This window comes from Streptomyces amritsarensis, assembly GCF_001953875.1.
In the GTDB taxonomy this organism is placed as follows: Bacteria; Actinomycetota; Actinomycetes; order Streptomycetales; family Streptomycetaceae; genus Streptomyces; species Streptomyces amritsarensis.
In genome coordinates this window covers 18495-43895 of record NZ_MQUR01000004.1, presented here as the reverse complement: position 1 = coordinate 43895, position 25401 = coordinate 18495, and the positions used below count along the sequence as shown (strand labels likewise).

The following is a 25401-nucleotide window of genomic DNA, read 5'->3' as shown; positions in this document are numbered from 1 at the left end:
ATGAACGGCCAGTGGTACGACGCCGAAGCGGGCCCGCTCGTCCGCCCGTACGCCATGACCGGGGGGCGTACCAAGCCGGGACCGCACGGGGTCCGCTTCGACCTGATCGCCCTGGTCGCGGTGGATCCGCAGGGCGGCGCGGACGAGGAGGCCGAGTCGCTGCTCGGCCCCGAACACCGGGCACTGCTGGGGCTCTGCCGGTCCGAGACCCAGTCGGTGGCGGAACTCGCCGCCGACGCCGACCTGCCCGTGGGAGTCGTGCGGGTGCTCCTCGGGGACCTGCTGGAGGGCGGACACGTCAAGGTCAGCCGCCCGGTACCGCCCGCCCAGTTGCCGGACGAGCGGATTCTGCGTGAAGTCATCGAGGGATTGAGAGCGCTTTGATGGGACAGCACGACAACCGAACCTTCGGCAGCGCCGGTTCCGCCGGACGGGCCGGCGACGCCGACACCGAGGCCGACGCCGGTGCTCCGGACGCGGAGCCGGGCACGGTGGAGGAGGACGGCGAACTGGCCGCGCTCGCACTGAAGATCCTCGTGGCGGGAGGTTTCGGGGTGGGCAAGACCACGCTGGTCGGCGCGGTGAGCGAGATCCGGCCGCTGCGCACCGAGGAGCAGCTGAGCGAGGCCGGCGAACTGGTCGACGACACGGACGGCGTCGACCACAAGACGACCACGACCGTGGCCATGGACTTCGGGCGGATCACCATCAGGTCCGGGCTGTCCCTGTACCTGTTCGGCACACCGGGCCAGGACCGGTTCTGGTTCCTGTGGGACGAGCTGTCCACGGGGGCGCTCGGGGCGGTGGTGCTCGCCGACACGCGGCGGCTGGAGGACTGCTTCCCGGCGGTCGACTACTTCGAGCACCGGCGCATCCCGTTCGTGGTCGCCGTCAACTGCTTCACGGAGGCCCGGCGGTACGGGGCGCACGACGTCTCGCGCGCGCTCGATCTGGAGCAGGGGACGCCGGTGGTGCTGTGCGACGCACGGGACCGGGACTCGGGCAAGGAAGTGCTGATCAGGCTGGTCGAGTACGCCGGGCGGGTGCACACCGCCCGGCTGTTGGACTCGGTGGGCCCGCAGGCCGGCTCCGGGTGAGCGGCCGGGCGCGGGGGAGGGTCAGTCGGACACGTCGGCGACGGCGATCACCTTGTCGATCGGGACGCGGACCAGCAGCTCGCCGGGGACCGCGTTGCGGCGGCCGAACGCCTCGGCCTGCGCCTCGCCCATGTAGCGGGCGGCGATGCGGGTCGCGAAGGCGAGCATCTCCTCCGCGGCGTCGGCGTATTCGCTGATCTCCGCGCGGCCCTGGAGGACGACGTAGGAGAAGGGCGGCCGGTCGTCGTCGACGCAGAGGGCGACGCGGCCGTCCCTGGCCAGATTGCGTCCCTTGACGGTGTCCTTCCCGGTGTTGAAGACGAAGCAATCGCCGTCGAGTACGAACCAGACGGGGGCGACGTGCGGACTTCCGTCCTCGCGGACGGTGGAGAGCTTGCCGGTGCGGGTGGAACGGGAGACGAATGCCCGCCATTCCTCTTGAGTCATCTTCTTCGCCATGGGCACATCCTCCTTGCCGGAAAGGCGCTGGTGGGGAAGGCTTGCGGCACGAGTACGCGGGGTGGGGCGCGGCCGAACGGGCCGCGTCAACGGGGAGGGGCTGGGAATGGCACTGGACAAGCAACTGGACTGGCTGCTGGACGACCTGACACGCAGGGTCCCGCAGGTGCGTCACGCCGTGGTCCTCTCCAACGACGGCCTCGTGACGGGGGCGAGCGCGGGGCTGCCGAGGGAGGACGCGGAACACCTGGCGGCCGTCGCGGCCGGACTGCAGAGCCTGGCGAAGGGGTCGGGGCGGCACTTCAGGGCCGGCGAGGTCCGCCAGACGATGGTCGAGTACGACGACGGGGCGCTCTTCGTCATGGCGGCGGGTGCGGGCAGCTCCCTGTGCGTGCTGAGCGCTTCCGAGGCGGACATCGGCCAGGTCGCGTACGAGATGACGCTGCTGGTCAACCGGGTGGGCGAGCATCTGGGAGTGGCGGAGCGCCGCATCACCGGCGGCTGAGCCGGAGGCCCCGGGGCCGGGTGGCGCGGGGCGGGCGCGGGGGTTTTCCACAGGCCTCGCGGGGTGGCATTGCAGCGAGTTACGGTCTTCACACAGAGTAATCATTGCTCGTGGGGGAGGATCGTGATGACGCAGATGATGACCGCGCCGCCGCAGGACGGGGCCGCGCGCGCGGGGCAGGAGGCCGCCGTCCGTGCCGACGGGGCCGGGCGGGCGCTGGTGGGCAGTGCGCAGGCCGCCGGGGAACTGGATCTGACCCGGGGCGAGTTGGCCCGGGCCGTCCAGTTGGGGATCGTACGGGCCGGGCCGCCGACGGCCGGCGGGGCCGCGCGCTTCGCGCGAGCGGAGCTTGCGCGGGTGCGGGCCGCGACCGCCGACCGGCCCGACGGACTGCGCCGACAGGTCGAGACGGTCGCCGGTGCCCAGGCGGCGGCCGAGGTGCTGGGGGTCGGCCCCAGCCGGTTCACCCGGCTCGCACGCTGCGGACACCTCACACCCGTCGGGTACCGGATCAACCGCTACCGCGCCGTCGTATGGCTCTATCTGACCGCGGAGCTGAGGGAGTTCGCCGGCCGGGAGCCGCTGATGCTGCGCGGGACGGCGCCCGCCGAGGACCGGGAACTGCTGGCGGCCAGGGGGGACATGCGCCCGCGCACCTGGCGCGGACGGCACGTGGGGCTCCTGCTGAGACGGACCGCCGATCCCTGGGCGCGCGCGGCCGTACTGGCCTGCGTGCTTCCCGAGGGCGAGCTGCGCGAGGCCGTGCCCGATCCGGCGGAACGCCTCATCCTGGCCGCGCTCGCCCCACCCCCGCCGTACGGGCACCCGCAGGTCCCCGCCGCCGCGGCGGTGGCGGAGGGGCTGCTGCGGGCCGGCCCGCCGGACGAGGTCCACTGGTACCGCACCAGCCTGGAATTCGCCCTGACGGGCGCCCGGCGTCAGTCGAAGTCGACGGGGGAGAGGGGGCCGACGTAGACCCAGGCCCCGGCCTCGCGGGCGAATGCGCTGTGCTCGTGCAGCGAGCCGGTGTGCCGGCCCTCGCGGTAGTGCGCGCGGAACTCCACCGAGCCCTCCGTCTCGAACATCCCGCCGCGTTGCGTGGCGAGGATCTCCAGCCGCTCCCAGCGCTGACCGGGATCCAGGTCGAGGCCGGCGGGGCGCGTCGAGGGGTGCCAGGAGCGCAGCAGATAGGCCGTGTCGCCGACGGCGAAGGCACTGAAGCGGGAGCGCATCAACAGCTCCGCGGTCGGTGCCTGCCGTGCACCGGAGTGGAAGCGGCCGCAGCATTCCGGATAGGTGGCGGGCAGCCCGCAGGGGCATGGCAGGGCGGGGGTGGGCATGAGTCTGCTCAGTCCTTCGGTGCGGAATCGGACGGCCGGTCCGGCTTCGCGGGATACGGGCGGAAGAGGCCCTCCTGGACCACGGAGACCAGCAGCCTGCCCTCCAGGTCGTAGATACGGCCCCGGGCCAGGCCGCGGCCGCCGTGCGCGATGGGCGACTCCTGGTCGTACAGGAACCACTCGTCCGCCCGGAACGGCCGGTGGAACCACATGGCGTGGTCGAGCGAGGCCATGTCGAAACCGCGCATGCCCCACAGGGGCTCCACGGGGATGCGCACGGCATCGAGGAGGGTCATGTCACTGGCGTAGGTGAGGGCGCAGGTGTGCACGAGCGGGTCGTCGCCCAGCGGGCCGACCGCCCGCATCCACACCGCACTGCGCGGATCGGCGCCCTTGAGCTCCTCGGGAGTCCAGCGGAGCCGGTTCACATAGCGGATGTCGAAGGGCTGGCGGCGGGCCATCCGCTCCAGCGCCTCCGGCAGCGCCCCGAGGTGCTCGCGGATCTCGTCCGCGACCTTCGGGAGCGTGTCGGGATGGGGGCAGTGGTGGGGAGGCAGCTGGTGCTCGATGCTGCCGTCCTCCGGATGGTGGAAGGAGGCGGTGAGATTGAAGATCGTCTTGCCCTGCTGGACCGCGGTGACCCGGCGCGTGGTGAAAGACCGCCCGTCGCGCACCCGCTCCACCTGGTACACGATCGGCACCCCGGGGATGCCGGGGCGCAGGAAGTACGCGTGCAGCGAGTGGACGGGGCGGTCGCTGTCGACGGTGCGGCCCGCGGCCACCAGCGCCTGGCCGGCGACCTGGCCGCCGAAGACGCGCTGGAGGGACTCCTGCGGGCTGGCGCCGCGGAAGATGTTGACCTCGATCTGCTCCAGATCGAGCAGATCGACCAGTCTCTCGGCGGGGTTCGTCATCAGAGGATCTCCAGTGTCGCGTCCGGGCGGTCCGGCGGCGTGCCGGATCAGGTCACAGGGTGCCGAGCTCACCGACCGAGGTGACCCGGACGACCGCCCGGCCCTCCTCGTCGGACGCGGCCAGGTCGACCTCGGCGCTGATGCCCCAGCCATGGTCGCCGTTCGGGTCGGCGAAGGTCTGGCGGACGCGCCACAGGCCGTGCCCGGGGTCCTCCTCGATCTGCAGGAGCTTCGGGCCACGGGCGTCGGGGCCGGTGCCCAGGTCGTCGTACTCGTCCCAGTACGCGTCCATGGCCTCGCCCCAGGCGTCGGCGTCCCAGCCCGACTCGGAGTCCAGCTCGCCCAGCGCGTCGACGTTGTCGAGGGCGGCCAGCTCCACGCGGCGGAACATGGCGTTGCGGACCAGGACGCGGAACGCGCGCGCGTTCGCGGTGACCGGCTTGACCTGGTCGGCCTTCTCCTGAGCCTGCTCCGCCGTCTCCACCTCCGGGTTCGCCAGCTGCTCCCACTCGTCGAGCAGGCTGGAGTCGACCTGGCGGACCAGCTCGCCCAGCCAGGCGATCAGGTCCTCGAGGTCCTCGGACTTGAGGTCGTCGGGGATGGTGTGGTCCAGCGCCTTGAACGCGCTGGCCAGGTAGCGCAGCACGATGCCCTCGGTGCGGGCCAGTTCGTAGAAGGAGGTGAACTCGGTGAAGGTCATCGCGCGTTCGTACATGTCGCGGATGATCGACTTCGGGGAGACAGGGTGGTCGCGCACCCACGGGTGGCTCTTGGCGTACACGTCGTAGGCGTGGGAGAGGAGCTCTTCCAGCGGCTTGGGATAGGTGACGTCCTGGAGCCGCTCCATCCGCTCCTCGTACTCGATCCCGTCGGCCTTCATCTGGCCGACCGCGATGCCGCGCTCCTTGTTCTGCTGGGCGGCCAGGATCTGGCGCGGGTCGTCCAGGGTGGACTCCACCACGGACACCATGTCCAGCGCGTAGGAGGGGGACTCCGGGTCCAGCAGGTCGAAGGAGGCCAGCGCGAAGGTGGACAGCGGCTGGTTGAGCGCGAAGTCCTGCTGGAGGTCGACGGTGAGCCGGATGGTACGGCCCTCCGCGTCCGGGGTGTCGAGCTTCTCCACCACGCCGCCGTCCAGCAGCGAGCGGTAGATCGCGATGGCCCGCCGGATGTGCCTCAGCTGGGCCTTGCGCGGCTCGTGGTTGTCCTCCAGGAGGTGGCGCATCGCCTGGAAGGCGTCGCCGGGCCGGGCGATCACCGACAGCAGCATGATGTTGGTGACCTTGAAGCGCGAGGTCAGCGGCTCCGGGTCGGCGGCGATGAGCTTCTCGAAGGTGGTGTCCGACCAGGCGACGAAGCCTTCGGGTGCCTTCTTGCGGACGACCTTGCGGCGCTTCTTCGGGTCGTCGCCCGCCTTCGCGAGCGCCTTCTCGTTCTCGATGACGTGCTCGGGCGCCTGCGCCACCACGAAGCCCGCCGTGTCGAAGCCGGCCCGTCCGGCCCGTCCGGCGATCTGGTGGAACTCGCGGGCGCGCAGCGTGCGGACCCGGTTGCCGTCGTACTTGGTGAGCGCGGTGAACAGCACGGTGCGGATCGGGACGTTGACGCCGACCCCGAGCGTGTCCGTACCGCAGATCACCTTCAGCAGACCGGCCTGCGCGAGCTTCTCCACCAGGCGCCGGTACTTGGGCAGCATGCCGGCGTGGTGCACGCCGATGCCGTGCCGTACGTACCGCGACAGGTTCTGGCCGAACTTGGTGGTGAAGCGGAAGTTGCCGATCAGCTCCTGGATCTTGTCCTTCTCCTCGCGCGTGCACATGTTGATGCTCATGAGCGACTGCGCCCGCTCGACCGCCTGGGCCTGCGTGAAGTGCACGATGTATACGGGCGCCTGCCGGGTCTCCAGCAGCTCCGTGATCGTGTCGGTGATCGGCGTGGTGACGTACTCGTACGACAGCGGGACGGGGCGGGTCGCGGAGCGGACCACCGACGTGGGCCGGCCGGTCCGCCGGGTCAGGTCGTCCTCGAACCGCTTCACGTCGCCGAGGGTGGCCGACATCAGGACGAACTGCGCCTGCGGAAGCTCCAGCAGCGGGATCTGCCAGGCCCAGCCGCGGTCCGGCTCCGCATAGAAGTGGAACTCGTCCATCACGACCTGGCCGATGTCGGCGTGCCTGCCGTCACGCAGGGCGATGGAGGCCAGCACCTCGGCGGTGCAGCAGATCACCGGCGCGTCCGCGTTCACCGACGCGTCGCCGGTCAGCATGCCGACGTTCTCGGTGCCGAAGAGCTTGCACAGATCGAAGAACTTCTCCGACACCAGCGCCTTGATCGGGGCGGTGTAGAAGGTCACCTTGTCCTGGGCCAGCGCGGTGAAGTGCGCACCCGCCGCGACCAGGCTCTTGCCGGAGCCCGTCGGGGTGGACAGGATCACGTTCGCCCCGGAGACGACCTCGATCAGCGCCTCCTCCTGAGCCGGGTACAGGGTGATGCCCTGCTCCTCGGCCCACGAGGAGAAAGCCTCGAAGAGGGCGTCGGGGTCGGCGGTCGGCGGGAGCTGATCAATGAGGGTCACGCCCCCATCTTGCCTGGCTTCCCCCCGGATCAGGGAACCGGAGGACGGAACGAAGATCACCGACTGTACGCTGTGCCGTCGATGCGGCCCGAACGAACCGGTCAACAGGGCCCGACACACACCAGCGGGGCGGGGAACGACCATGATGGGTCCGGCGCACTCACTGTCCGGGGCGGCGGCCTGGCTGGGGGTGGGCGCGGCCACAGCCGCCGCCGGCCACCCCATGCCCTGGCCGGTCCTCGTCGTCGGCGCGCTGATCTGCGCCGGCGCCGCCCTCGCCCCGGACCTCGACCACAAGTCGGCGACGATCTCCCGCGCCTTCGGCCCGCTGTCCAAGGGCCTGTGCGAGGTCGTCGACAAGCTCTCCTACGCCGTCTACAAGGCCACCCGCTCCACGAAGGACGCCCGCCGCTCCGGCGGCCACCGAACCCTGACGCACACCTGGCTCTGGGCCGTGCTGATCGGCGGCGGAGCCTCCGCGCTCGCCGTGACCGCCGACCGCTGGGGCGTGCTCGCGCTGCTCTTCGTGCACCTGGTGCTCGCGGTCGAGGGCCTCCTGTGGCGGGCCGCCCGGATGTCCAGCGACGTCCTGGTCTGGCTGCTCGGCGCGACCAGCGCGTGGATCATGGCCGGCGTCCTCGACCAGCCCGGAAACGGGGCGAACTGGCTGTTCACCGACCCCGGGCAGGAGTACCTCTGGCTCGGCCTGCCCATCGTGCTCGGCGCCCTGGTCCACGACATCGGCGACGCGCTGACCGTCTCCGGCTGCCCGGTCCTGTGGCCCCTGCCGATCGCCGGGAAGCGCTGGTACCCGATCGGCCCGCCGAAGGCCCTGCGCTTCCGTGCCGGCAGCTGGGTGGAGCTGAAGGTCCTCATGCCGGTCTTCATCCTGCTGGGCGGCTTCGGAGGCGCCTCTGCCCTCGGCCTCGTCTAGTGCTGTGACCGACAAGGTTCACCGGGTCGCGACGCCCGGCACGGCACCTCGCCGCGTTGTCGGACCGCGCAAGTACGTCCAGTACGAGCCGCGGCCCTCCGCCTTGCGATGCACCGCACCGGACGCCGCGCCCCGGCAAACCTTTCCGGCCACAGCACCAGCCAGAGGTGTCCGAGGCCCGCGCCCGCTGACGGATCCGGTGTACCGGCCACGGTCCGTGGGCCGGCGGGGCCGGGGGGCCGGCGGCCCCGAGCACCTGGTCGCAGCACTGCTCCACGATCCGGTGATCGAGGCCGTACGACTTCCCCGGACCGCTGACGGGGCCTCCGGCGCGGCTCAGCCGTGCCAGGACCGCCACAGCGCCGCGTACGCCCCGTCCGCCGCGACCAGCTCGTCGTGCGAGCCGAGTTCGCTGATCCGGCCGCCCTCCACCACGGCGATGACATCCGCGTCGTGGGCCGTGTGGAGCCGGTGGGCGATGGCGATGACCGTGCGGCCGTCCAGCACCCGGGCCAGCGAGCGTTCCAGGTGCCGCGCGGCCCGCGGGTCCAGCAGCGAGGTGGCCTCGTCCAGAACCAGCGTGTGCGGATCCGCGAGCACCAGCCGGGCCAGTGCCACCTGCTGCGCCTGCGCCGGGGTGAGCGCCGTGCCGCCCGAGCCGACCTCGGTGTCCAGTCCGTCCGCCAGCCCCCGGGCCCAGCCGTCCGCGTCCACGGCGCCCAGCGCCGCCCACAGCTCGGCGTCCTCGGCACCCGTCCGCGCGAGCCGGAGGTTGTCGCGCAGCGAGCCCACGAACACGTGGTGCTCCTGGTTGACCAGGGCCACGTGCTCGCGCACCCGTTCCGCCGGCATCCGCGACAGCCGGGCCCCGCCGAGGGTGACCCGGCCGGTGCGGGGTCCGTAGATGCCCGCGAGGAGCCGCCCCAGGGTGGATTTGCCCGCGCCCGAGGGGCCGACGAGCGCCATCCTGGTGCCCGGCGGCACCGACATCGACACCTCGTGCAGGACGTCCACGCCCTCCTTGTAGCCGAAGCGGACCTCCTCGGCCCGCACGTCCCTGCCGTCGGGGACCACCTTCGCGTCCCCCGCCTCCGGTTCGATCTCCCGCACCCCCACCAGGCGGCCCAGCGACACCTGGGCGATCTGCAGCTCGTCGTACCAGCGCAGGATCAGGCCGATCGGATCGACCAGCATCTGCGCCAGCAGCGCCCCCGTGGTCAGCTGACCCACCGACATCCAGCCCCGCAGGACGCAGTAGCCGCCGATCAGCAGCACCGAGCCGAGGATCGTCACGAAGGTGACGTTGACGACGGGGAAGAGGACGGTCCGCAGGAACAGCGTGTACCGCTCCCACGCCGTCCACTCCTTGATCCGCCGCTCCGACCGGGCGATCCGCTCGGGCCCCAGCCGGTGCGCCTCGACCGTGCGGCCGGCGTCCACCGTCTCGGTGAGCACGGCCGCGACCGCGGCGTAGCCCGCCGCCTCCGACCGGTACGCCGAAGGCGCCCGCCGGAAGTACCAGCGGCAGCCGATCACCAGGACCGGCAGCGCGACCAGCGCGGCCAGTGCCAGCGGCGGCGCGGTCACCGCGAGGGCGCCGAACAGCAGCCCCGCCCACACCACGCCGATGGCCAGCTGGGGCACGGCCTCGCGCATCGCGTTGGCCAGCCGGTCGATGTCGGTGGTGATCCGCGACAGCAGGTCTCCGGTACCGGCCCGTTCCAGCACGCCCGGCGGCAGCCCCACCGACCGCACCAGGAAGTCCTCGCGCAGGTCGGCGAGCATCTCCTCGCCCAGCATCGCCCCGCGCAGCCGTACCAGCCGGACGAAGCAGGCCTGCACGGCGAGCGCTAGCGCGAACAGCAGGGCCATCCGCTCCAGTTGCAGCTCGCGCGCTCCCGCCGCGAGGTCGTCCACGACCCGGCCCAGCAGGTACGGGCCGACCATGGAGGCGATCACGGCGACCGCGTTGACGCCCACCAGTACCAGGAAGGCCCGCCGGTGGCGCCGGAACAGGTCGCGCACATAGCCTCGGACGGTCGCCGGCGTGCCCACGGGCAGGGTCGCGGCCGTTTCGGGGGCCGCCGGATCGTATTCCGGCGGTGCCACGCCGATCATGCGGATTCCTCGATCTCTGTGAGTGCTTCTTCCAGCTCTGTCAGGCCGAGCCCGGCGAGCCGCTGCTCCTCGTCCGTCTCGCGGGTGACGACCGCCCGGTAGAGCGGCTCGCGGTGCAGCAGCTCGCGGTGGGTCCCGACGGCCGCGACCGTGCCGTCGTCGACGAGCACGACCCGGTCCGCGCGGTCCAGCAGCAGCGGCGAGGACGCCAGGACGACCGTGGTCCGCCCGGCGCGCAGGGCCGCGATCCCGTCCGCGATCCGCGCCTCGGTGTGCGAGTCGACCGCGGAGGTCGGCTCGTCGAGCACGAGCACCTCCGGGTCGGTGACCAGGGACCGGGCCAGCGCCAGACGCTGGCGCTGGCCGCCCGACAGCGACCGGCCGCGCTCGGTGATCCGGGCGTCCATCGGGTCGTCGACCCCGTCCGGCGCCGCCTGCAGCAGCGCGTCCAGTACGTCCGCGCACTGGGCGGCGGCCAGAGCGGCGCCCGGGTCGACGGCCCCGGAGGCCGGTACGCCGAACAGCTCGCGCAGCGTCCCCGACAGCAGGACGGGGTCCTTGTCCTGTACGAGGACCAGCCTGCGGGCGGTGTCCAGGTCGAGGTCGTCGAGCGCGACCCCGCCGAGGAGTACCGACGGACCGTCCGTCGCGCCCCGACCGCCGCCCAGGTCCGCTGCGCCGCCCAGGGCCGCGCCGCCGCTCCGGTCCGAGCCGTCCCGGTCCGCGCCGCCGTCCCGGTCCCCGTCGGGTTCCTCCACGGCATGGCCGCCGAGGCGTTCCGCCAGCCGGCCCGCCAGGTCCGGGTCCCCGCAGACCACTGCGGTGAACCGGCCGGCGGGTGCCAGCAGCCCGGTCCGCGGGTCGTACAGGTCCCCGCCGGCGGACGGTTCCCCCACCGGCCCGGCCTGCGCGGGGCGCTCCGCCGCGTCCGTCCGGGTCAGCGACAGCACCCGGGCCGCCCGCTGGGCGGAGGGACGCGAGAAGGAGTAGGCCTGGGCGATCTCCTCGAAGTGCCGCAGCGGGTAGAGGAGCGTCGCCACCGCGCTGAACGCCGCGACGAGTTCACCCACCGCGATACGTCCGTCCAGGGCCAGCGAGGCGCCGTACCAGACGACCGTGATCAGCAGCAGGCCCGGCAGCACCACCTGGATCGCGGAGATCAGCGCCCACATCCGGGCACTGCGCACGGCGGCCTTGCGGACCTCCTGCGAAGCCTCGCGGTACCGGCCGAGGAACAGTTCCTCGCCGCCGATGCCGCGCAGCACGCGCAGGCCCGCGACGGTGTCCGAGGCCAGCTCGGTCGCCCTGCCCGCCTTCTCCCGCTGGATGTCGGCGCGCCGGGTGGCCCGCGGCAGCAGCGGCAGCGCGGCGAGGGCGACCACCGGCACGCCGGCGGCCACGACCACGCCCAGCTCGGGTGCGTAGAACATCAGGCCCACACAGACCAGGACCACGGAGAAGACTGCGGCGAGGAAGCGGGAGACCGCCTCGACGAACCATCCGATCTTCTCCACGTCGCCGGTGGACACCGCGACCACCTCGCCCGCGGCGACCCGGCGGGTCAGGGCGGAGCCCAGCTCGGCGGTCTTGCGGGCGAGGAGCTGCTGCACCCGGGCGGCGGCGGTGATCCAGTTGGTGACGGCGGTGCGGTGGAGCATGGCGTCGCCGACGGAGATGGCGACGCCGACCACGACGAGCAGTGCGCCGACGAGCAGCAGCCGGTCCGCGTCGCGGTCGACGACCGCGTCGACGCCCAGGCCCACGGCGTACGGCAGCCCGGCGACACCGCCGAAGTGCAGCATTCCCCAGGCCAGGCTCTTGAGCTGGCCGCCGAGCTGGCCGCGCCCCAGCCACAGCAGGAAACGGGGGCCGGATCGAGCGTCTGGTACTCCCGGATCCGGATACGGAAGATCGCTGATCTGCATGACGCCCCATGACTGGTCGAGTGGTCCAAACCGTGCAAGGTTCGTCTTCCGCACCGCCGCCGGGCAATTGGTTTTTCCGTCTCGCCCGGCTGCGGGAGAGAGGTTTTCGCCCGCGGGCACGGCAGGGTCCCTGGTCACGGGGGTGGTGCGCACCGGCGCTCACGGACGGGTGGCGAGCTCCAGTTCGACGAGGGCCGAGTGGTAACTCCGGCCGGTGGCCCGGTCCATGCCCACCTCGCACATCCGGCTCGCCGACAGGTGCGCGTCGAAGGAGCGCGCGGTCACCTGCGCGGCCTCCCGGGCCGTCGCCGCGTCCGTCAGCTCCGGGTGCAGCATTCCCCGGTCGCCCGCGAAGGCGCAGCAGCCCGCGTCGTCCGGCACCACCACCTCGTCGGCGCAGGCCTCGGCGACCGCCCGCAAGTGGGTCTCGTCGCCCAGGTGCCGCATCGAGCAGGTGGGGTGGAGGACGGCCGATCCCACGGTGCGCCGGACCTCCAGGCGCGGCAGCAGTTCCTCCGCGGCCCACACGACCGAGTCGACGATCCGCAACGCCTCGTGCAGCGACCGGTTGTCCGGCGTCAGGTACGGGACCACCTCGCGGGCGATGCCCAGCGTGCAGGAGGAGGCGTCGACGACCAGCGGCAGCCGCCCGCCGGCCGTCCAGCCCCAGGCCGCCTCGACGATCCGGTTGGCCATCACCCGGTTGCCCGCCTCGTAGCCCTTGGAGTGCCAGATCGTCGCGCAGCAGGTGCCGGTCACGTCGCGGGGGATCCAGACCGGCCTGCCGGCCCGCCGCGACACGGCCACCAGGGCCTGCGGCAGCGACGGGCCGGGCCGTCCGCCGGGGCCTGCGAAGATCCGGTTGACGCAGGCCGGGTAGTAGACGGCCGCGGCGCCCGAACGCCGTGTCACGGGCAGCTGCCGGGCGGCGGCGCCCGGCAGCTGCGGCAGCCACCGCGGCACCAGGTCGGGTCGTAGGCCCTTGCGTGCGGCCCCGGTGACCGCCTCCAGCAGCCGGTCCGCGACCCGGTCGGGGATCCGGGCGGCGGTGGCGACGGCCGCCCGGGCGGCGGCCTCGACGGCGGCGAAGTGCCGGGCGGCCAGCGCGGCGGCGGCCTCCTCGCGCGCGCCGTGGCGGCGGTGGCGGAAGTCCCGCATCAGAGCCCCGGTGTCGATCCCGACCGGGCAGGCGAGCCGGCAGGTGGAGTCGCCCGCGCAGGTGTCCACCGCGTCGTAGCCGTAGGCGCCGAGCAGTCCGTCCAGCAGGGGCGAGCCCGGCTGCTGGCGGACCATCTCCCGGCGCAGCACGATGCGCTGGCGCGGAGTGGTCGTCAGGTCCCCGCTCGGGCAGGTCGGTTCGCAGAACCCGCACTCGATGCACGGATCCGCCACCGTCTCCACCTGCGGAATCGTCTTCAGACCGCGCAGGTGGGCCTTCGGGTCGCGGTCGAGGAGGATCCGCGGGGCGAGCACCCCGTCCGGGTCGACGAGCCGTTTCGTGCGCCACATCAGGGCGGCGGCCTCGGCGCCCCATTCCAGTTCCAGGAAGGGGGCCATGTTGCGGCCGGTCGAGTGCTCGGCCTTCAGGGAGCCGTCGAAGCGCTCCACGGTGAGCCGGCAGAAGGCCTCCATGAAGGCCCCGTACCGCGCGACGTCCGCGGGGTCGGCGGCGTCGAAGGCGAGCAGGAAGTGCAGGTTGCCGTGCGCGGCGTGGCCGGCGACCGCCGCGTCGAAGCCGTGTGCCGCCTGCAGTTCGAGGAGGGCCGCGCACGCCTCGGCCAGCCGGGACGGCGGCACCGCGAAGTCCTCGGTGATCAGGGTGGTGCCGCGGGCCCGGGCGCCGCCGACGGCGGTGACGAAGGCCTTGCGGGCCTTCCAGTAGCCGCTGATGGTCCCCGGGTCGCCGGTGAAGCGGTTGGTGATCGAGGGCACCGGGGCGACCAGGTCGAGCCCTTCGAGGGCCGCCTGCGCACGGCGCGCGCACTCCTCACGGCCGGCCGCGTCCGCGGCCCGGAACTCCACGAGCAGGGCCGTGGTCGTCCCCGGCAGCCCGGCCCAGTCGGCGGGCACCCCCTCGACGCTGACCGAGGCCCGCAGGGTGTTGGCGTCCATCAGCTCGACGGCGAGTGCGCCCGCCTCGTTGAAGCGGGGAACGGCCGCGGCCGCGGCGGGCAGTGAGGGGAAGAAGAGCAGGGCGGTCCACAGCTCGCGGTCCAGCGGCAGGGTGTCGAAGACGACCTCGGAGATGAAGCCGAGGGTGCCTTCCGAGCCGACCATCAGCCCGCGCAGGATCTCGACGGGGGTGGTGCCGTCCAGGTAGGCGTCGAGCCGGTAGCCGGTGGTGTTCTTGATCTCGTACTTGGCGCGGATCCGGGCGGTCAGGGCGGGATCGGCCTCGATCTCCCGCTTGATCGCCATCAGCCCCCGGCACAGGGCCGGCTCGGCGCGCGCCAGTTCCTCGTCGGCCGGCGGATCGGCCGTGTCCACGACGGTGCCGCCGGGCAGTACGAAGGTGAGCGAGGACAGCGTGCGGTAGGAGTTCCTCGTGGTGCCCGCCGTCATCCCCGACGCGTTGTTGGCGACGACCCCGCCGACGGTGCAGGCGATGGCGCTGGCCGGGTCGGGGCCGAGGATCCGGCCGTGCCGGGCCAGCGCGGCATTGGCCCGCAGCACGGTGGTGCCGGGCCGGATGCGGGCCCGGCGGCCCTCCTCCAGCACTTCGATGCCGGCCCAGTGGCGGCGTACGTCGACCAGGATGTCCTCGCCCTGGGCCTGGCCGTTGAGGGAGGTTCCGGCGGCGCGGAAGACGACCTCCCGCTGCCGGCCGCGGGCGTACGACAGGACCGCGGAGACGTCGTCGATGTCCTCGGCGATCACCACGACCTGCGGCACGAAGCGGTAGGGGGAGGCGTCGGAGGCGTAGCGGACCAGGTCGGAGACCTTCCACAGCACCTTCTCGGCGCCCAGCAGATCGGTCAGCTCGGTGCGCAGGGGCTCCGGCGTGCCCGCCGCCCGGTGCGGGGGCACCCGGTCGGGGGAGGGGCCGCCGGTGCCGCGCGGGCGCAGGGCCCCCGGCTTCGGTTCCAGCAGCGGCATGTGCGACCCCTCGCCTCGGCAGGGCCCTCGGGCGGCCCGGTCAGCAGGTGCGCTCCGCCGGGGCGTCCGACAGGGCGTTCAGCAGACCGCCGAGCACCTCGCGCTGGTCGGCGGTCAACGGAGCCAGGATCTCCTCTGCCGCGTCGGTCCGCGCGTTGCGCAGACGGCGCAGCGTGGCGCGCCCGGTGTCGGTGAGCTCGATCCTGATGACCCGGCGGTTCGCCGGGTCGGGCGCGCGCCGCACGCAGTCGGCCGCCTCCAGGCCGTCGACGAGGGTCGTCACCGCCCGGGGGACGACCTCGAGGCGGGCGGCGAGGTCCGCCATCCGGGGCGGTTGCTCGCCCTCGTAATGCGAGACGAGGCGCAGCAGCCGACTCTGGGCGGGAGTGATCCCGAGCGGCACCATGTGGCGCTTCTGGATCCGGTGGAGCCTGCGCGTCAGGCGCAGGAGCTGTTCGGCGAGGAGGCGATCGGTGTCGGAGGCGGAGCTCATGCGGGAACGATATCAGGACCCCGTTCATTGTGAGTATAGGTAACAATGACCTATGCTCCTATGGTGCCGGCCCTGCCCGAGCCGGCGCCGTGAAGGCCTTCGACCCCCGTCCCCCTACCCCGAGAGGGTGCCCATGCCGCACGACGAACCGAAGTGGACCCCATCGAAAGACCCCCTCGATCCGACCCGCCCCGCCCCGGCCGAGCAGACCCGGGAGCTGCGCCGGATCGTCGCGCTGTTCCGCCCCTACCGCGGCCGGCTCGCCGTCGTCGGCCTGCTGGTCTGCGCCTCCTCGCTGGTCGGCGTCGCCTCGCCGTTCCTGCTCAAGGAGATCCTCGACGTAGCGATCCCGCAGGGCCGCACCGGGCTGCTCAGCCTGCTGGCGCTCGGCATGATCGCCACCGCCGTCGTCACGAGCGTCTTCGGCGTGCTCCAGACGCTGATATCCACCACGGTGGGCCAGCGCGTCATGCACGACCTGCGCACCGCCGTCTACGAGCAGCTCCAGCGGATGCCGCTCGCCTTCTTCACCCGGACCCGCACCGGCGAGGTGCAGTCCCGCATCGCCAACGACATCGGCGGCATGCAGGCCACCGTCACCTCCACGGCGACCTCGCTCGTCTCCAACCTGACGGCCGTCATCGCCACCGTGGTCGCCATGCTCGCGCTCGACTGGCGGCTCACCCTGGTCTCGCTGCTCCTGCTGCCCGTCTTCGTGTGGATCAGCCGGCGCGTCGGCAACGAGCGCAAGAGGATCACGACGAAGCGGCAGAAGCAGATGGCCGCCATGGCCGCGACGGTCACCGAGTCGCTCTCGGTCAGCGGCATCCTGCTCGGCCGCACCATGGGCCGCTCGGATTCGCTCACCGCCGCCTTCTCCGCGGAGTCGGAGAAGCTCGTCGACCTCGAGGTGCGCTCCAGCATGGCCGGACGCTGGCGGATGTCCACCATCGGCATCGTCATGGCCGCCATGCCCGCACTCATCTACTGGGCCGCCGGCATCGCCCTCCAGACCGGCGCCCCCTCGCTCTCCGTCGGCACCCTCGTCGCCTTCGTCACCCTCCAGCAGGGGCTCTTCCGGCCCGCCGTGAGCCTGCTGTCGACCGGTGTGCAGATACAGACCTCGCTGGCGCTGTTCGCCCGCATCTTCGAATACCTCGACCTGCCGGTGGACATCACGGAGCGACCGGACCCGGTGCGGCTGGACCGGGCCAAGGGCGAGGTCGCCCTGGAGGACGTGCACTTCGCCTACGACGCCGAGAACGGCCCGACCCTCTCCGGGATCGACATCACCGTCCCGGCCGGCGGCTCCCTCGCCGTCGTCGGTCCGACAGGCTCCGGGAAGAGCACCCTCAGCTACCTCGTGCCGCGGCTCTACGACGTGACCGGCGGACGGGTCGCCATCGACGGGGTGGACGTGCGCGACCTCGACTTCGACTCGCTGGCCCGCTCCATCGGCGTCGTCTCCCAGGAGACCTACCTCTTCCACGCCTCGGTCGCGGACAACCTGCGCTTCGCCAAGCCGGACGCCACGGACGAGGAGATCGCCGAGGCGGCCCGCGCCGCCCAGATCCACGACCACATCGCATCCCTGCCCGACGGCTACGACACCCTGGTCGGCGAGCGCGGCTACCGTTTCTCGGGCGGCGAGAAGCAGCGCCTCGCCATCGCCCGCACCATCCTGAGGGACCCTCCGGTGCTCATCCTCGACGAGGCCACCAGCGCCCTCGACACCCGCACCGAGCACGCCGTCCAGCAGGCCATCGACCGCCTGTCCGCGGGCCGCACCACCATCACCATCGCGCACCGCCTGTCCACCGTGCGCGACGCCGACCAGATCGTGGTCCTCGACGGCGGCCGCATAGCCGAGCGCGGCACCCACGAGGAACTCCTCAAGGCGGACGGCCGGTACGCGGCCCTCGTCCGCCGGGACCGGGACGCCGCGCTCGCCCCCGAGCCGCCGGAGGAAGCGCAACTGGCTCCGGTGAACGTGTGACTGTATGACCGGTGTGCGGGTCGGATGTCGGACATGTGATGTTCTGCGGGGTAGCGTTCCTGCATGAGTCATGAGTACCGGCCGCCCCAGCGCCGATCCCGGCTCACCCGCCGGGGCCGACTGGCCCTCTTCCTCGGCATACTGATCGCGACCGGGGCGGTGGTCCTGCTCCCGATCCTGCGGGGCGGGCACGGGCCGGAGGAGCCGCGCCGGCTGACGATCCCCGAGGGCTGGCGCGCGGCCCAGGTGTACGCCGCGGTCGACCGCGAACTGAAGCTACCGCCGGGATCCGCCGAGTCGGCGGTGCCCGCCGTCGCACCGGCCCTGCCCGCGGAGGCCAAGGGCAATCCCGAGGGGTACCTCTTCCCGGCGACGTACCCGGTGACCTCGAAGACCACCCCGGCCGCACTCCTCGCCCACATGGTGCGCACCGCCAACGAGAAGCTCGCCACCAAGGCGGTGGCCGACGGCGGCAAGGCCCACGGCATGACCCCCTACCAGACGGCGACGATGGCCAGCGTCATCGAGGCGGAGGCCGACAGCCGCGCCGATATGGGCAAGGTCGCCCGGGTGGTGCACAACCGGCTCGCGAAGTCGATGCCGCTCCAGATGGACTCCACCCTCCACTACGCGCTGAACCGCGACACCGTCGACACGACACTGAGGGACACCCGGATCGACAGCCCCTTCAACACCTACGAACGCCAGGGCCTGCCGCCCACCCCGATCGACAGTCCGGGCCTGGAGGCGATGGCGGCGGCCGTCGCGCCCACACCGGGCGACTGGCTGTACTTCGTCACCGTCAAGCCGGGCGACACGCGTTTCTCGGCGACGTACGCCGAGCACAGGAAGCACGTGGCGGAGTTCAACCGGCACCGCGCCGCCCACGCGGGTGCGCGCGCCGGGTGACACCTGCCGGTCCCCGATGGGATGTGCGCCGGCAAGTGACGATCAGACCTGGAGTTCCTCGAACCGGCGGAACGGGACGAGTTGGCGGGGCTCGGCGGGATCGGGCCGGTCTCGCCGAGTTTCGAACCGCTGCGACGGGTCACGGCGTGGGCGCGGGCGCGGGCGCCGGTTCGCGGGTCAGCAGGCGGCGGATCTCGCGGACCGCCGCGCCGCCCGCGCGGTTGGCGCCGACGGTCGACGCCGACGGGCCGTAGCCGACCAGGTGGATCCGCTCGTCCCGGACGGCCCGGGTTCCTTCGACGCGGATGCCGCCGCCCGGCTCGCGCAGGCGCAGCGGCGCCAGGTGGTCGACGGCCGCGCGGAACCCGGTGGCCCAGACGATGGCGTCCGCGTCCACGCGGCTGCCGTCGGCCCACACGGCGCCCGTGGCGGTGATCCGGTCGAACACGGGCAGGCGGTTCAGGACGCCCGAGGCCAGGCCGGCCCGGACGGCCTCGTTCAGCGGGAGCCCCGTCACGCTGACCACGCTCTGCGGCGGCAGCCCCCGGCGCACCCGTTCGTCCACCAGGGCGACCGCTGCCCGTCCCTCGGCCTCGCCGAAGTCCCCGTCGCGGAAGACCGGGGGCCGCCGGGTCACCCAGGTGGTCCGCTCCGCCACCTCGGCGATCTCCAGCAGGTGCTGGACCGCCGACGTGCCGCCGCCCACCACGATCACCCGCGCGCCGGCGAACTCCTGCGGCCCGGGGTAGTGCGCCGTGTGCAGTTGGCGGCCGCGGAACGTCTCCTGCCCCGGGTAGCGCGGCCAGAACGGCCGGTCCCAGGTGCCGGTCGCATTGATCAGGGCCCGCGCCGACCAGGCGCCAGCCGAGGTCTGCGCGCGCAGCCGTCCGCCGTCTCCCTCGCGCACGGCCGACACGTCCACGGGGCGCCGTACGCGCAGGCCGAACCGGTCCTCGTAGGCGGCGAAGTACTCCCCGACCACCTCCGAGGAGGGCCGCAGCGGATCGGCGCCGGTCAGTTCCATGCCGGGAAGGGCGTGCATGCCGTGGACCTTGCCGTACGTGAGCGAGGGCCAGCGGTACTGCCAGGCCCCGCCCGGGCGGGGCGCGTGGTCCAGGACCACGTGGTCGATGCCCGCCCGCGCCAGGTGGTACGCGCTGGACAGGCCCGCCTGCCCGGCGCCGATGACCACCACGTCCACGTCGACCTCCGCGTGCACGTCCGTGCCCGCGCCCGTTCCCGAGCCCGCGTTCCGCCTCAGATGGTTCACGGTTCTACCAACTCGCGGCGGTCGCGGGATCTTCCCGCCGCTACGCCCCCGCCGCGCCCGCCGGCCGCAGCGTGGCCAGGACCGGCCGGTCCGGCTGGAGCGTGAGGCCGGGGAAGACGCCGGCCCGCTCGCTCCCGCTGTCCAGGTGGAACCGCTGTCCCAGTACGGCCAGCACGAGCGCGGCCTCCACCAGCGCGAACCGTGCGCCCAGGCAGGCCCGCGGGCCGCCGCCGAAGGGGAACCACGCGTGCTCGGGCACCGGGTGCGGGGCGTCCTCGTCCCACCGCTGCGGACGGAAGGCCTCCGGGTCCGGGAACCACCGCCGGTCGCGGTGGACCGACCAGGGGCTGGTCCACACCGACGTCCCCGCCGGCACCGGCCGCCCGCCGAGGGTCGCGCCGTCGGTGGCCACCGCCGAGATCAGCCAGATCGGCGGATAGATCCGCAGGGTCTCCTTGACCACCTGCCGGGTCCACGGCAGCAGCGCGTAGTCGTCGTAGGTCGGCAGTCGCCCGCCCAGGACGCGGTCCAGCTCCTCCGTCAGCCGGGCCCGTGCCCCCTGCGCCCCCGACAGCAGCTGCCAGGCCCAGGTCAGGGTGGTCGAGGTGGTCTCGTGTCCGCCGATGTACAGGGTGATCGACTCGTCCCGCAGCTCCTTGCGGGACAGCGGCCCGCCGTGCTCGTCGCGCGCCGCCAGCAGCCGGCTCAGCAGGTCGTCGCGCTCCGCGCCGGCCGCCGACGCCCTCTCGTGCTCGCCTATGACGTGTTCGATCTCCCGGTCGAGGACCGCCACGGCCTCGCGCATGCGGCGCCGCCCGGGCGTGCGCACCCACGGCGGCAGGAACAGCGTCAGCCCGCGGAACTCCGCCCCCAGCTCGCGCTGCGCCGTGGCCATCGCCGCGCTGATGGGCGCCTCCCGGCCCGCCGCGTCGCTGCCGAACAGCGTGCGCACCGCGATCCGCTGGGTCAGGCCGGCCATCTCCCGGTGCACGTCGATCCGTTCGCCCTCTTGCCAGCGGCGGGCCAGGGCGTCCGCGCACTCCACCATCGTGGCGGCGTACGAGCGCACCTGGCGCGGCCGTACCGCCGGCTGGACCAGGGCCCGCTTGCGCCGCCAGTCGTCCCCGGTGGCGACGACGACCCCGTCGCCCAGCAACTGGTGGAACGCCCAGCCCAGTTCCGTCGGCCTGAAGGTCGACTCGACGGCGCCGAGCAGTTCACCCGCGTGCTCCGGCAGGGACACCAGTACGTTGCGCTTCGGGCCGAGGGACCAGGGGACCCAGTCCCCGTAGTCGTCGCGCAGGGACTCGAAGAAGGCCAGCGGATCGCGGGCGAAGGCGGGCAGATTCCCGAGCAGGGGCCACCGGCGCGGGCCGCCGCCGCGGGTGCCCGGGTGCAGGGTCGCGGTCACGCACGCATGGTGACAGCAGCGCCCGCACGGCACCAGAGGCCGGACCGGCCCGCCTCACGGCCCCAGGGGGTGCCGATGCGTCGGTGCGTCAGGCGGTTCCTGGCGTGGCGCGCGTGCGCAGCCAGGCGTACGCGGCGTCCGCGCTGAACTCCGGCTGCCCGCCACGGAAGAGGAGCCCGGCGGACGCGAACGCCGGGTCGTCCGCGATCTCCGCCGCGTACGGGACCACGATGCACCCCATGCCCGCGGCGCGGGCGGCCGCGGCCCCCGGCGCCGCGTCCTCCACGACCACGCAGTCGGCCGGCTCGGCACCCAGTCGGCGGGCCGCCTCCAGGAACACGTCCGGGGCGGGCTTGCCCTGCGCGACCTCCTCCGCGGACACCACCGTGGTCAGCAGCGCGTCCAGACCGGTGCCCGCCAGCACGGCGTCGATCGCCTCGCGCGAGGAGCCGGAGGCCACGGCCATCGGAACCTCCTCGGCGCGCAGCCGTTCGACGAGCCCCCGCATCTGCGGGAAGACCTCGGTCCCGGTGCGCGCGAGCTCCAGGTAGGCGGCGTTCTGCTCGGCGAGCAGCTGCTCGACGGGTGCCGGGATCCCGTAGCGGTCCTTGAGGATCTCCAGGGTCTCCAGCGTGCCGATGCCGATGAAGCGGGAGTGCTGCTCCCAGGTGAAATCCGGGACGCCGTGCCGCTCCAGCGTGCGGCGCCCGGACTCGTAGTAGTTCGGCTCGCTGTCCACGAGGGTGCCGTCGAGATCGAATATGACGGAAATCATCCGCTGTGCCCGTCCTGCCTGTCGCATCCTTTTTCAGTGATCCTGTCAGGTTTTGCGGGCGCTGCGCCCCACCGATTCGACCAGCGGCAGCAGCCGGTACGGGACCCGCTCGCGCAGCGCCACCTCGGTCCGTGTACGGACCACGCCGGGCAGCCGGATCAGCCGCTGGATCACGTCCTCCAGATGCGCGTTGTCCCGGGCCGCCACCCGGGTCAGCAGGTCCCCGCCGCCGGTGATGGAGAAGGCCTCGATGATCTCCGGCACAGCAGCCAGGGCGTCGCCCACGTCGTCCAGATGGCCCTGGGTGACCTCGATGTGCACGAAGGCCAGCACCGGATGGCCCAGCGCGGCGGGGGAGAGCACCGGCCCCGTCCCCGTGATCACGCCCGTGCGTTCCAGGCGGTCCAGCCGGGCCTGGAGGGTGCCGCGCGCGACACCGAGGATCCGGGCGTACTCACGGACGCTGGTGCGCGGCTGCTCGATCAGCAGGCGCAGGATTCTGGTGTCGAGCTCGTCCACCGCCATGCCCGGACTTTACCAACGGCATAGTTCACTGCGATCGTTCCCGGCCGCCCGCCGAGCCGGTGTGCAGCGGGGGCTGCCCCCGATAGACCAGACCCACGACCAGCACCGTGGCGGCGGCCGGCACCAGCAGCCAGCCGACCGTCCAACCGGCCCGGATCAGCAGGGCCCCCACGAAACCCCCGGCGAACATGGCGACGATGGACAGGCCGCGCAGTTTCCAGCCGGCCGACCCGTACCCGTAGACGGCGTCGCGCCCCATGGCGGAACCGCCGAGGAAGGCCGTCATGGACCGGGTGACCAGCGTCGTCGGTACCCCCGGCACGTTCGCCCGCATGATCGTGGTGTTGCGCAGGCCCATCGCCAGCGCCAGGACCGCCGTCACCGCCAGGTGCCGCGGGGTCGGCGACCCGTACTGCGGCGCCAGCCCCCATGCCAGCGCCGCCGCCGCCAGGATCAGCCCGGCCTCCAGGACGAGGCCCAGGACGAACCAGCGCCGGCCCCGGGCCTCCAGCACGGCCTCCACATGCGAGCCGCAGACCACCCCGAGGACGAACGCGGCCAGCGAGATCCCCGCCGGCAGCGTCGGCAGGTCGCCCGCCTGCGCAGCGCCGAAGGCCAGGAACAGCACGTTCCCGGTCTGCATCGCCGTGAAGGCGGGCCCGAGCGCGAGCAGGCTCACCGCCTCGATCACCCCGGTCACCGCGGTCAGGGCCACCAACAGGGCCGGCATGCGCGGTGGAAGCAGCGAACCGGCCGTCCGCACGGCCTTGCGGTCCTCGTCCATGACGCCCGACAGTGACACGTCCGCCCGGCCCTCCGGCGCCGACATGCCGGAAGGCGTAGGGTCCGGAGGGTGAGCGATCTCCTGCTGGTGAGGCACGGTGAGACGGCCTGGAGCGCCAACGGGCGGCACACCGGGCGCACCGACGTTCCGCTGACCGCGCGCGGGGTGGAGGAGGCGATCTGCCTGGCCCCCTACTTCCGGGACCGAACACCCGCGCTGGTGCTGAGCAGCCCGCTGCGCCGGGCCGTCGCCACCGCCGAGCTCGCCGGGCTCCCCGGCGGCGGCATCGACTCCGACCTGTACGAGTGGGACTACGGCGGCTACGAGGGCGTCACCACCGCGGAGATCCGCCGGACCACTCCCGACTGGTCCCTGTGGACCCACGGCGTCCCGCCCGGCGACGCGGACCATCCCGGCGAGAGCGCCGCCCAGGTGGGCGCCCGCGCGGACCGGGTCCTGGCCCGGGTCGCCCCCGTGCTCCGCGCGGACGACGGCGACGTGGTGCTCGTCGCCCACGGCCACTTCCTGCGCGTCCTGACCGCCCGCTACCTGCGCCTGGAGCCCGAGCACGGCCGACTCTTCCTGCTGCGCACGGGCACCGTCAGCACGCTCTCGAAGGAACACGGCCTCCCGGTGATCGCCGGCTGGAACGCCCGCGACTGACCCGCCCCCAGCCGGTCCAGGACGCCCGTGCCCCGACCGGGTCCGGGCGGCCCCGCTCGCCTCGCGCTCCGGAGCCGCCTGCGTGACCATTCGTACATGAGCCATGACGGTGCGGGCGACGGCCCCGGGACGCCCACCCGGGAAGCGGGGCTCAAGGCCAACGCGATCGGCTTCCTCGACGCGCTCGTGATCGGCCTGAACTCGACCTCGCCCGCCTACTCCCTCGCCGCCGTCCTCGGGCCGATCGTGGCCCTCGTCGGGATCTACGCGCCGGGCGTCATGCTGGCCTCCTTCGTGCCGATGCTGCTCATCGCGGCCGCCTTCTACTACCTCAACAAGGTCGACCAGGACTGCGGGACGACCTTCTCCTGGGTGACCCGGGCCATGGGCCCATGGGCGGGCTGGCTCGGCGGGTGGGCGATCGCCATGACGGGCGTGCTGGTCATCGGCTCGCTCGCGGACGTCGCCGTCAACTTCGGCCTGCTCGCCTTCGGACTGGACGGCTGGGCCGCCAACCCCTGGATCCGGCAGGGCCTCACCGTCGCGGTGATCCTGGCCATGACCGCGATCTGCGTCATCGGCACCGAGCTGTCGGCCCACCTCCAGGACATCCTCATCCTCGCCCAGGTCTTCTTCCTCCTGACCTTCGCGGTGGTCGCCCTCTACCGCGTCTACGCCGGCACCAGCACCCTGGAGGAGATCGAGCCGAGCCTCAGCTGGCTCAACCCCTTCGGCGCCGGCGGCGCCGCCCTCACCGGCGGACTGCTGCTCGGCGTGTTCATGTACTGGGGCTGGGAGTCCGCGGTCAACCTCACCGAGGAGGTCGAGAACTCCGCCACGGCCCCCGGCAGGGCCGGGATCTGGTCCACCGTCATCCTCCTGGTCACCTACCTCTCCGTCGGCTTCGCGGTCGTCGGCTACGCCGGCACCGCCTTCCTCGCCGAGAACGCCGCCGAGGAGGAGGCCATCTTCGCGGTGCTCGCCCGCGAGGTCATGGGCGGCTGGGACTGGGTGGTGCTCCTCGCCGTCTGCACCTCGGCGCTCGCCTCCACCCAGACGACGATCATCCCCGCCTCCCGCACCGCCCTGTCCATGGCCCGCCGGCACGCGCTGCCCCCGCACCTCGCGCACATCCACCCGCGGTTCCGCACCCCGGACGTGAGCACCTGGTGGGTGGCCGGCATCGCCATCGGCTGGTACCTCGCCGTCAACCAGATCAGCGAGAACGCGCTCCTGGACTCGCTCACCGCGCTGTCCCTGCTCATCGCCTTCTACTACGCGCTCACCGGCCTGGCGTGCGCCGTCTACTACCGCCGTCACCTGATGGAGAGCCCGCACAACCTGCTGCTCATCGGCGTCGGCCCGGTCGTCGGCGCCGGCCTGCTGATCTGGCTGCTGGTCGAGTCGATCGGGGACATGTCGAACCCGGAGAACTCCGCGAGCGGCGTGTCCTGGCTCGGACTCGGCCCGCCGCTCGTCATCGGGATCGCGATCGCCCTCGTCGGCGTGCTCGTCATGTGCTTCTGGCGGGTACGGGACGGACGGTTCTGGCAGGAGCGGCGCACCGTGGTCGACCCGGCCCTCGTCCACCCCCCGAAGCGTTGAGGAGTCC

22 protein-coding genes are annotated in these 25401 nt (G+C 72.9%); 9 read left to right on the top strand and 13 right to left on the bottom strand.

Features of this window, described 5'->3' with window-relative positions; translation table 11 throughout:
* Together AVW11_RS02885 and AVW11_RS02880 are read left to right on the top strand one after the other, a co-directional pair.
* Positions 1–384 (top strand): DUF742 domain-containing protein, encoded by a 384-nt coding sequence (locus AVW11_RS02885; protein ID WP_030845346.1) that lies wholly within the window; start codon positions 1–3, stop codon positions 382–384.
* Positions 384–1097: a GTP-binding protein gene (locus tag AVW11_RS02880; RefSeq protein WP_225884602.1), complete on the top strand. Its 714-nt coding sequence runs from the start codon at positions 384–386 to the stop codon at positions 1095–1097. Before AVW11_RS02885 ends, AVW11_RS02880 begins: the two co-directional genes overlap by 1 nt.
* Positions 1098–1118: 21 nt before the next feature.
* Here AVW11_RS02880 and AVW11_RS02875 read toward each other — a convergent pair whose 3' ends face one another.
* Positions 1119–1556 carry a PPOX class F420-dependent oxidoreductase gene (locus AVW11_RS02875; protein ID WP_030845349.1) on the bottom strand — a complete coding sequence of 146 codons (438 nt, stop codon included), beginning with the start codon at positions 1554–1556 and terminating at the stop codon, positions 1119–1121.
* 106 nt (positions 1557–1662) lie between these two features.
* Here AVW11_RS02875 and AVW11_RS02870 point away from each other — a divergent pair, with 106 nt between their 5' ends.
* Positions 1663–2061, top strand: a complete 399-nt coding sequence (locus AVW11_RS02870) for a roadblock/LC7 domain-containing protein (protein WP_030845350.1) — start codon at positions 1663–1665, stop codon at positions 2059–2061.
* A gap of 126 nt (positions 2062–2187) precedes the next feature.
* Positions 2188–3036, top strand: coding sequence for a DUF6397 family protein (locus AVW11_RS02865; protein WP_076043111.1), 849 nt, complete (start codon positions 2188–2190; stop codon positions 3034–3036).
* Here the strand turns inward: AVW11_RS02865 and AVW11_RS02860 are convergent.
* The 3 genes from AVW11_RS02860 to AVW11_RS02850 are packed head-to-tail and all read right to left on the bottom strand — an operon-like array spanning position 3000 to position 6890.
* A complete protein-coding gene (locus tag AVW11_RS02860) occupies positions 3000–3401 on the bottom strand; it encodes a YchJ family protein (RefSeq protein ID WP_076043110.1) in 402 nt (133 codons plus the stop codon). The two genes, AVW11_RS02865 and AVW11_RS02860, sit on opposite strands and share 37 nt — an antisense overlap.
* 8 nt (positions 3402–3409) lie before the next feature.
* Positions 3410–4315 carry an acyl-CoA thioesterase gene (locus tag AVW11_RS02855; RefSeq protein ID WP_030845353.1) on the bottom strand — a complete coding sequence of 302 codons (906 nt, stop codon included), beginning with the start codon at positions 4313–4315 and terminating at the stop codon, positions 3410–3412.
* Positions 4316–4367: 52 nt separating this feature from the next.
* Positions 4368–6890 (bottom strand): DEAD/DEAH box helicase, encoded by a 2523-nt coding sequence (locus AVW11_RS02850; protein ID WP_060179051.1) that lies wholly within the window; start codon positions 6888–6890, stop codon positions 4368–4370.
* 142 nt (positions 6891–7032) lie between these two features.
* Between AVW11_RS02850 and AVW11_RS02845 the strand changes: the two genes are divergently transcribed.
* Positions 7033–7824 carry a metal-dependent hydrolase gene (locus tag AVW11_RS02845; RefSeq protein WP_076043109.1) on the top strand — a complete coding sequence of 264 codons (792 nt, stop codon included), beginning with the start codon at positions 7033–7035 and terminating at the stop codon, positions 7822–7824.
* 336 nt (positions 7825–8160) lie between these two features.
* On the opposite strand, the gene AVW11_RS02840 is transcribed toward AVW11_RS02845, so the two are convergent.
* The 4 genes from AVW11_RS02840 to AVW11_RS02825 form a co-directional block, all read right to left on the bottom strand.
* Positions 8161–9942 (bottom strand): ABC transporter ATP-binding protein, encoded by a 1782-nt coding sequence (locus AVW11_RS02840; RefSeq protein WP_076043108.1) that lies wholly within the window; start codon positions 9940–9942, stop codon positions 8161–8163.
* A complete protein-coding gene (locus AVW11_RS02835; protein WP_076043107.1) occupies positions 9939–11867 on the bottom strand; it encodes an ABC transporter transmembrane domain-containing protein in 1929 nt (642 codons plus the stop codon). Before AVW11_RS02835 ends, AVW11_RS02840 begins: the two co-directional genes overlap by 4 nt.
* A 159-nt stretch (positions 11868–12026) precedes the next feature.
* The gene (locus AVW11_RS02830; protein ID WP_076043106.1) at positions 12027–14963 is read right to left on the bottom strand and encodes an FAD-binding and (Fe-S)-binding domain-containing protein; all 2937 of its coding nucleotides are present in this window, start codon (positions 14961–14963) and stop codon (positions 12027–12029) included.
* A gap of 40 nt (positions 14964–15003) precedes the next feature.
* Positions 15004–15456 carry a MarR family winged helix-turn-helix transcriptional regulator gene (locus AVW11_RS02825; RefSeq protein ID WP_030845365.1) on the bottom strand — a complete coding sequence of 151 codons (453 nt, stop codon included), beginning with the start codon at positions 15454–15456 and terminating at the stop codon, positions 15004–15006.
* A gap of 133 nt (positions 15457–15589) precedes the next feature.
* On the opposite strand from AVW11_RS02825, the gene AVW11_RS02820 reads away from it, so the two are divergent.
* Entirely contained in the window at positions 15590–17452 is a 1863-nt protein-coding gene (locus AVW11_RS02820; RefSeq protein WP_076043105.1) for an ABC transporter ATP-binding protein, read from the top strand.
* A 63-nt stretch (positions 17453–17515) separates the two neighbouring features.
* Positions 17516–18361 carry an endolytic transglycosylase MltG gene (mltG, locus tag AVW11_RS02815; RefSeq protein WP_076043104.1) on the top strand — a complete coding sequence of 282 codons (846 nt, stop codon included), beginning with the start codon at positions 17516–17518 and terminating at the stop codon, positions 18359–18361.
* A gap of 139 nt (positions 18362–18500) precedes the next feature.
* Here mltG and AVW11_RS02810 read toward each other — a convergent pair whose 3' ends face one another.
* The 5 genes from AVW11_RS02810 to AVW11_RS02790 all read right to left on the bottom strand — a co-directional run bounded on the left by AVW11_RS02810 (position 18501) and on the right by AVW11_RS02790 (position 23171).
* Positions 18501–19622, bottom strand: coding sequence for an FAD-dependent oxidoreductase (locus tag AVW11_RS02810; protein ID WP_420856362.1), 1122 nt, complete (start codon positions 19620–19622; stop codon positions 18501–18503).
* Between the two features lie 49 nt (positions 19623–19671).
* Entirely contained in the window at positions 19672–21042 is a 1371-nt protein-coding gene (locus AVW11_RS02805) for a cytochrome P450 (protein WP_076043102.1), read from the bottom strand.
* 88 nt (positions 21043–21130) lie between these two features.
* Complete coding sequence (locus tag AVW11_RS02800; RefSeq protein ID WP_060179043.1) at positions 21131–21817, bottom strand: HAD family hydrolase; 687 nt, start codon at positions 21815–21817, stop codon at positions 21131–21133.
* Between the two features lie 45 nt (positions 21818–21862).
* Positions 21863–22342: an Lrp/AsnC family transcriptional regulator gene (locus AVW11_RS02795; RefSeq protein WP_030845381.1), complete on the bottom strand. Its 480-nt coding sequence runs from the start codon at positions 22340–22342 to the stop codon at positions 21863–21865.
* Positions 22343–22367: 25 nt separating this feature from the next.
* On the bottom strand, positions 22368–23171 hold the full coding sequence (locus tag AVW11_RS02790) for a YoaK family protein (protein WP_107423225.1): 804 nt from the start codon (positions 23169–23171) through the stop codon (positions 22368–22370).
* Positions 23172–23195: 24 nt separating this feature from the next.
* On the opposite strand from AVW11_RS02790, the gene AVW11_RS02785 reads away from it, so the two are divergent.
* Both AVW11_RS02785 and AVW11_RS02780 read left to right on the top strand, forming a co-directional pair.
* Positions 23196–23789 (top strand): histidine phosphatase family protein, encoded by a 594-nt coding sequence (locus AVW11_RS02785; RefSeq protein WP_030845385.1) that lies wholly within the window; start codon positions 23196–23198, stop codon positions 23787–23789.
* A gap of 96 nt (positions 23790–23885) precedes the next feature.
* Complete coding sequence (locus AVW11_RS02780; protein WP_076043101.1) at positions 23886–25394, top strand: APC family permease; 1509 nt, start codon at positions 23886–23888, stop codon at positions 25392–25394.
* Positions 25395–25401: the final 7 nt, after the last annotated feature.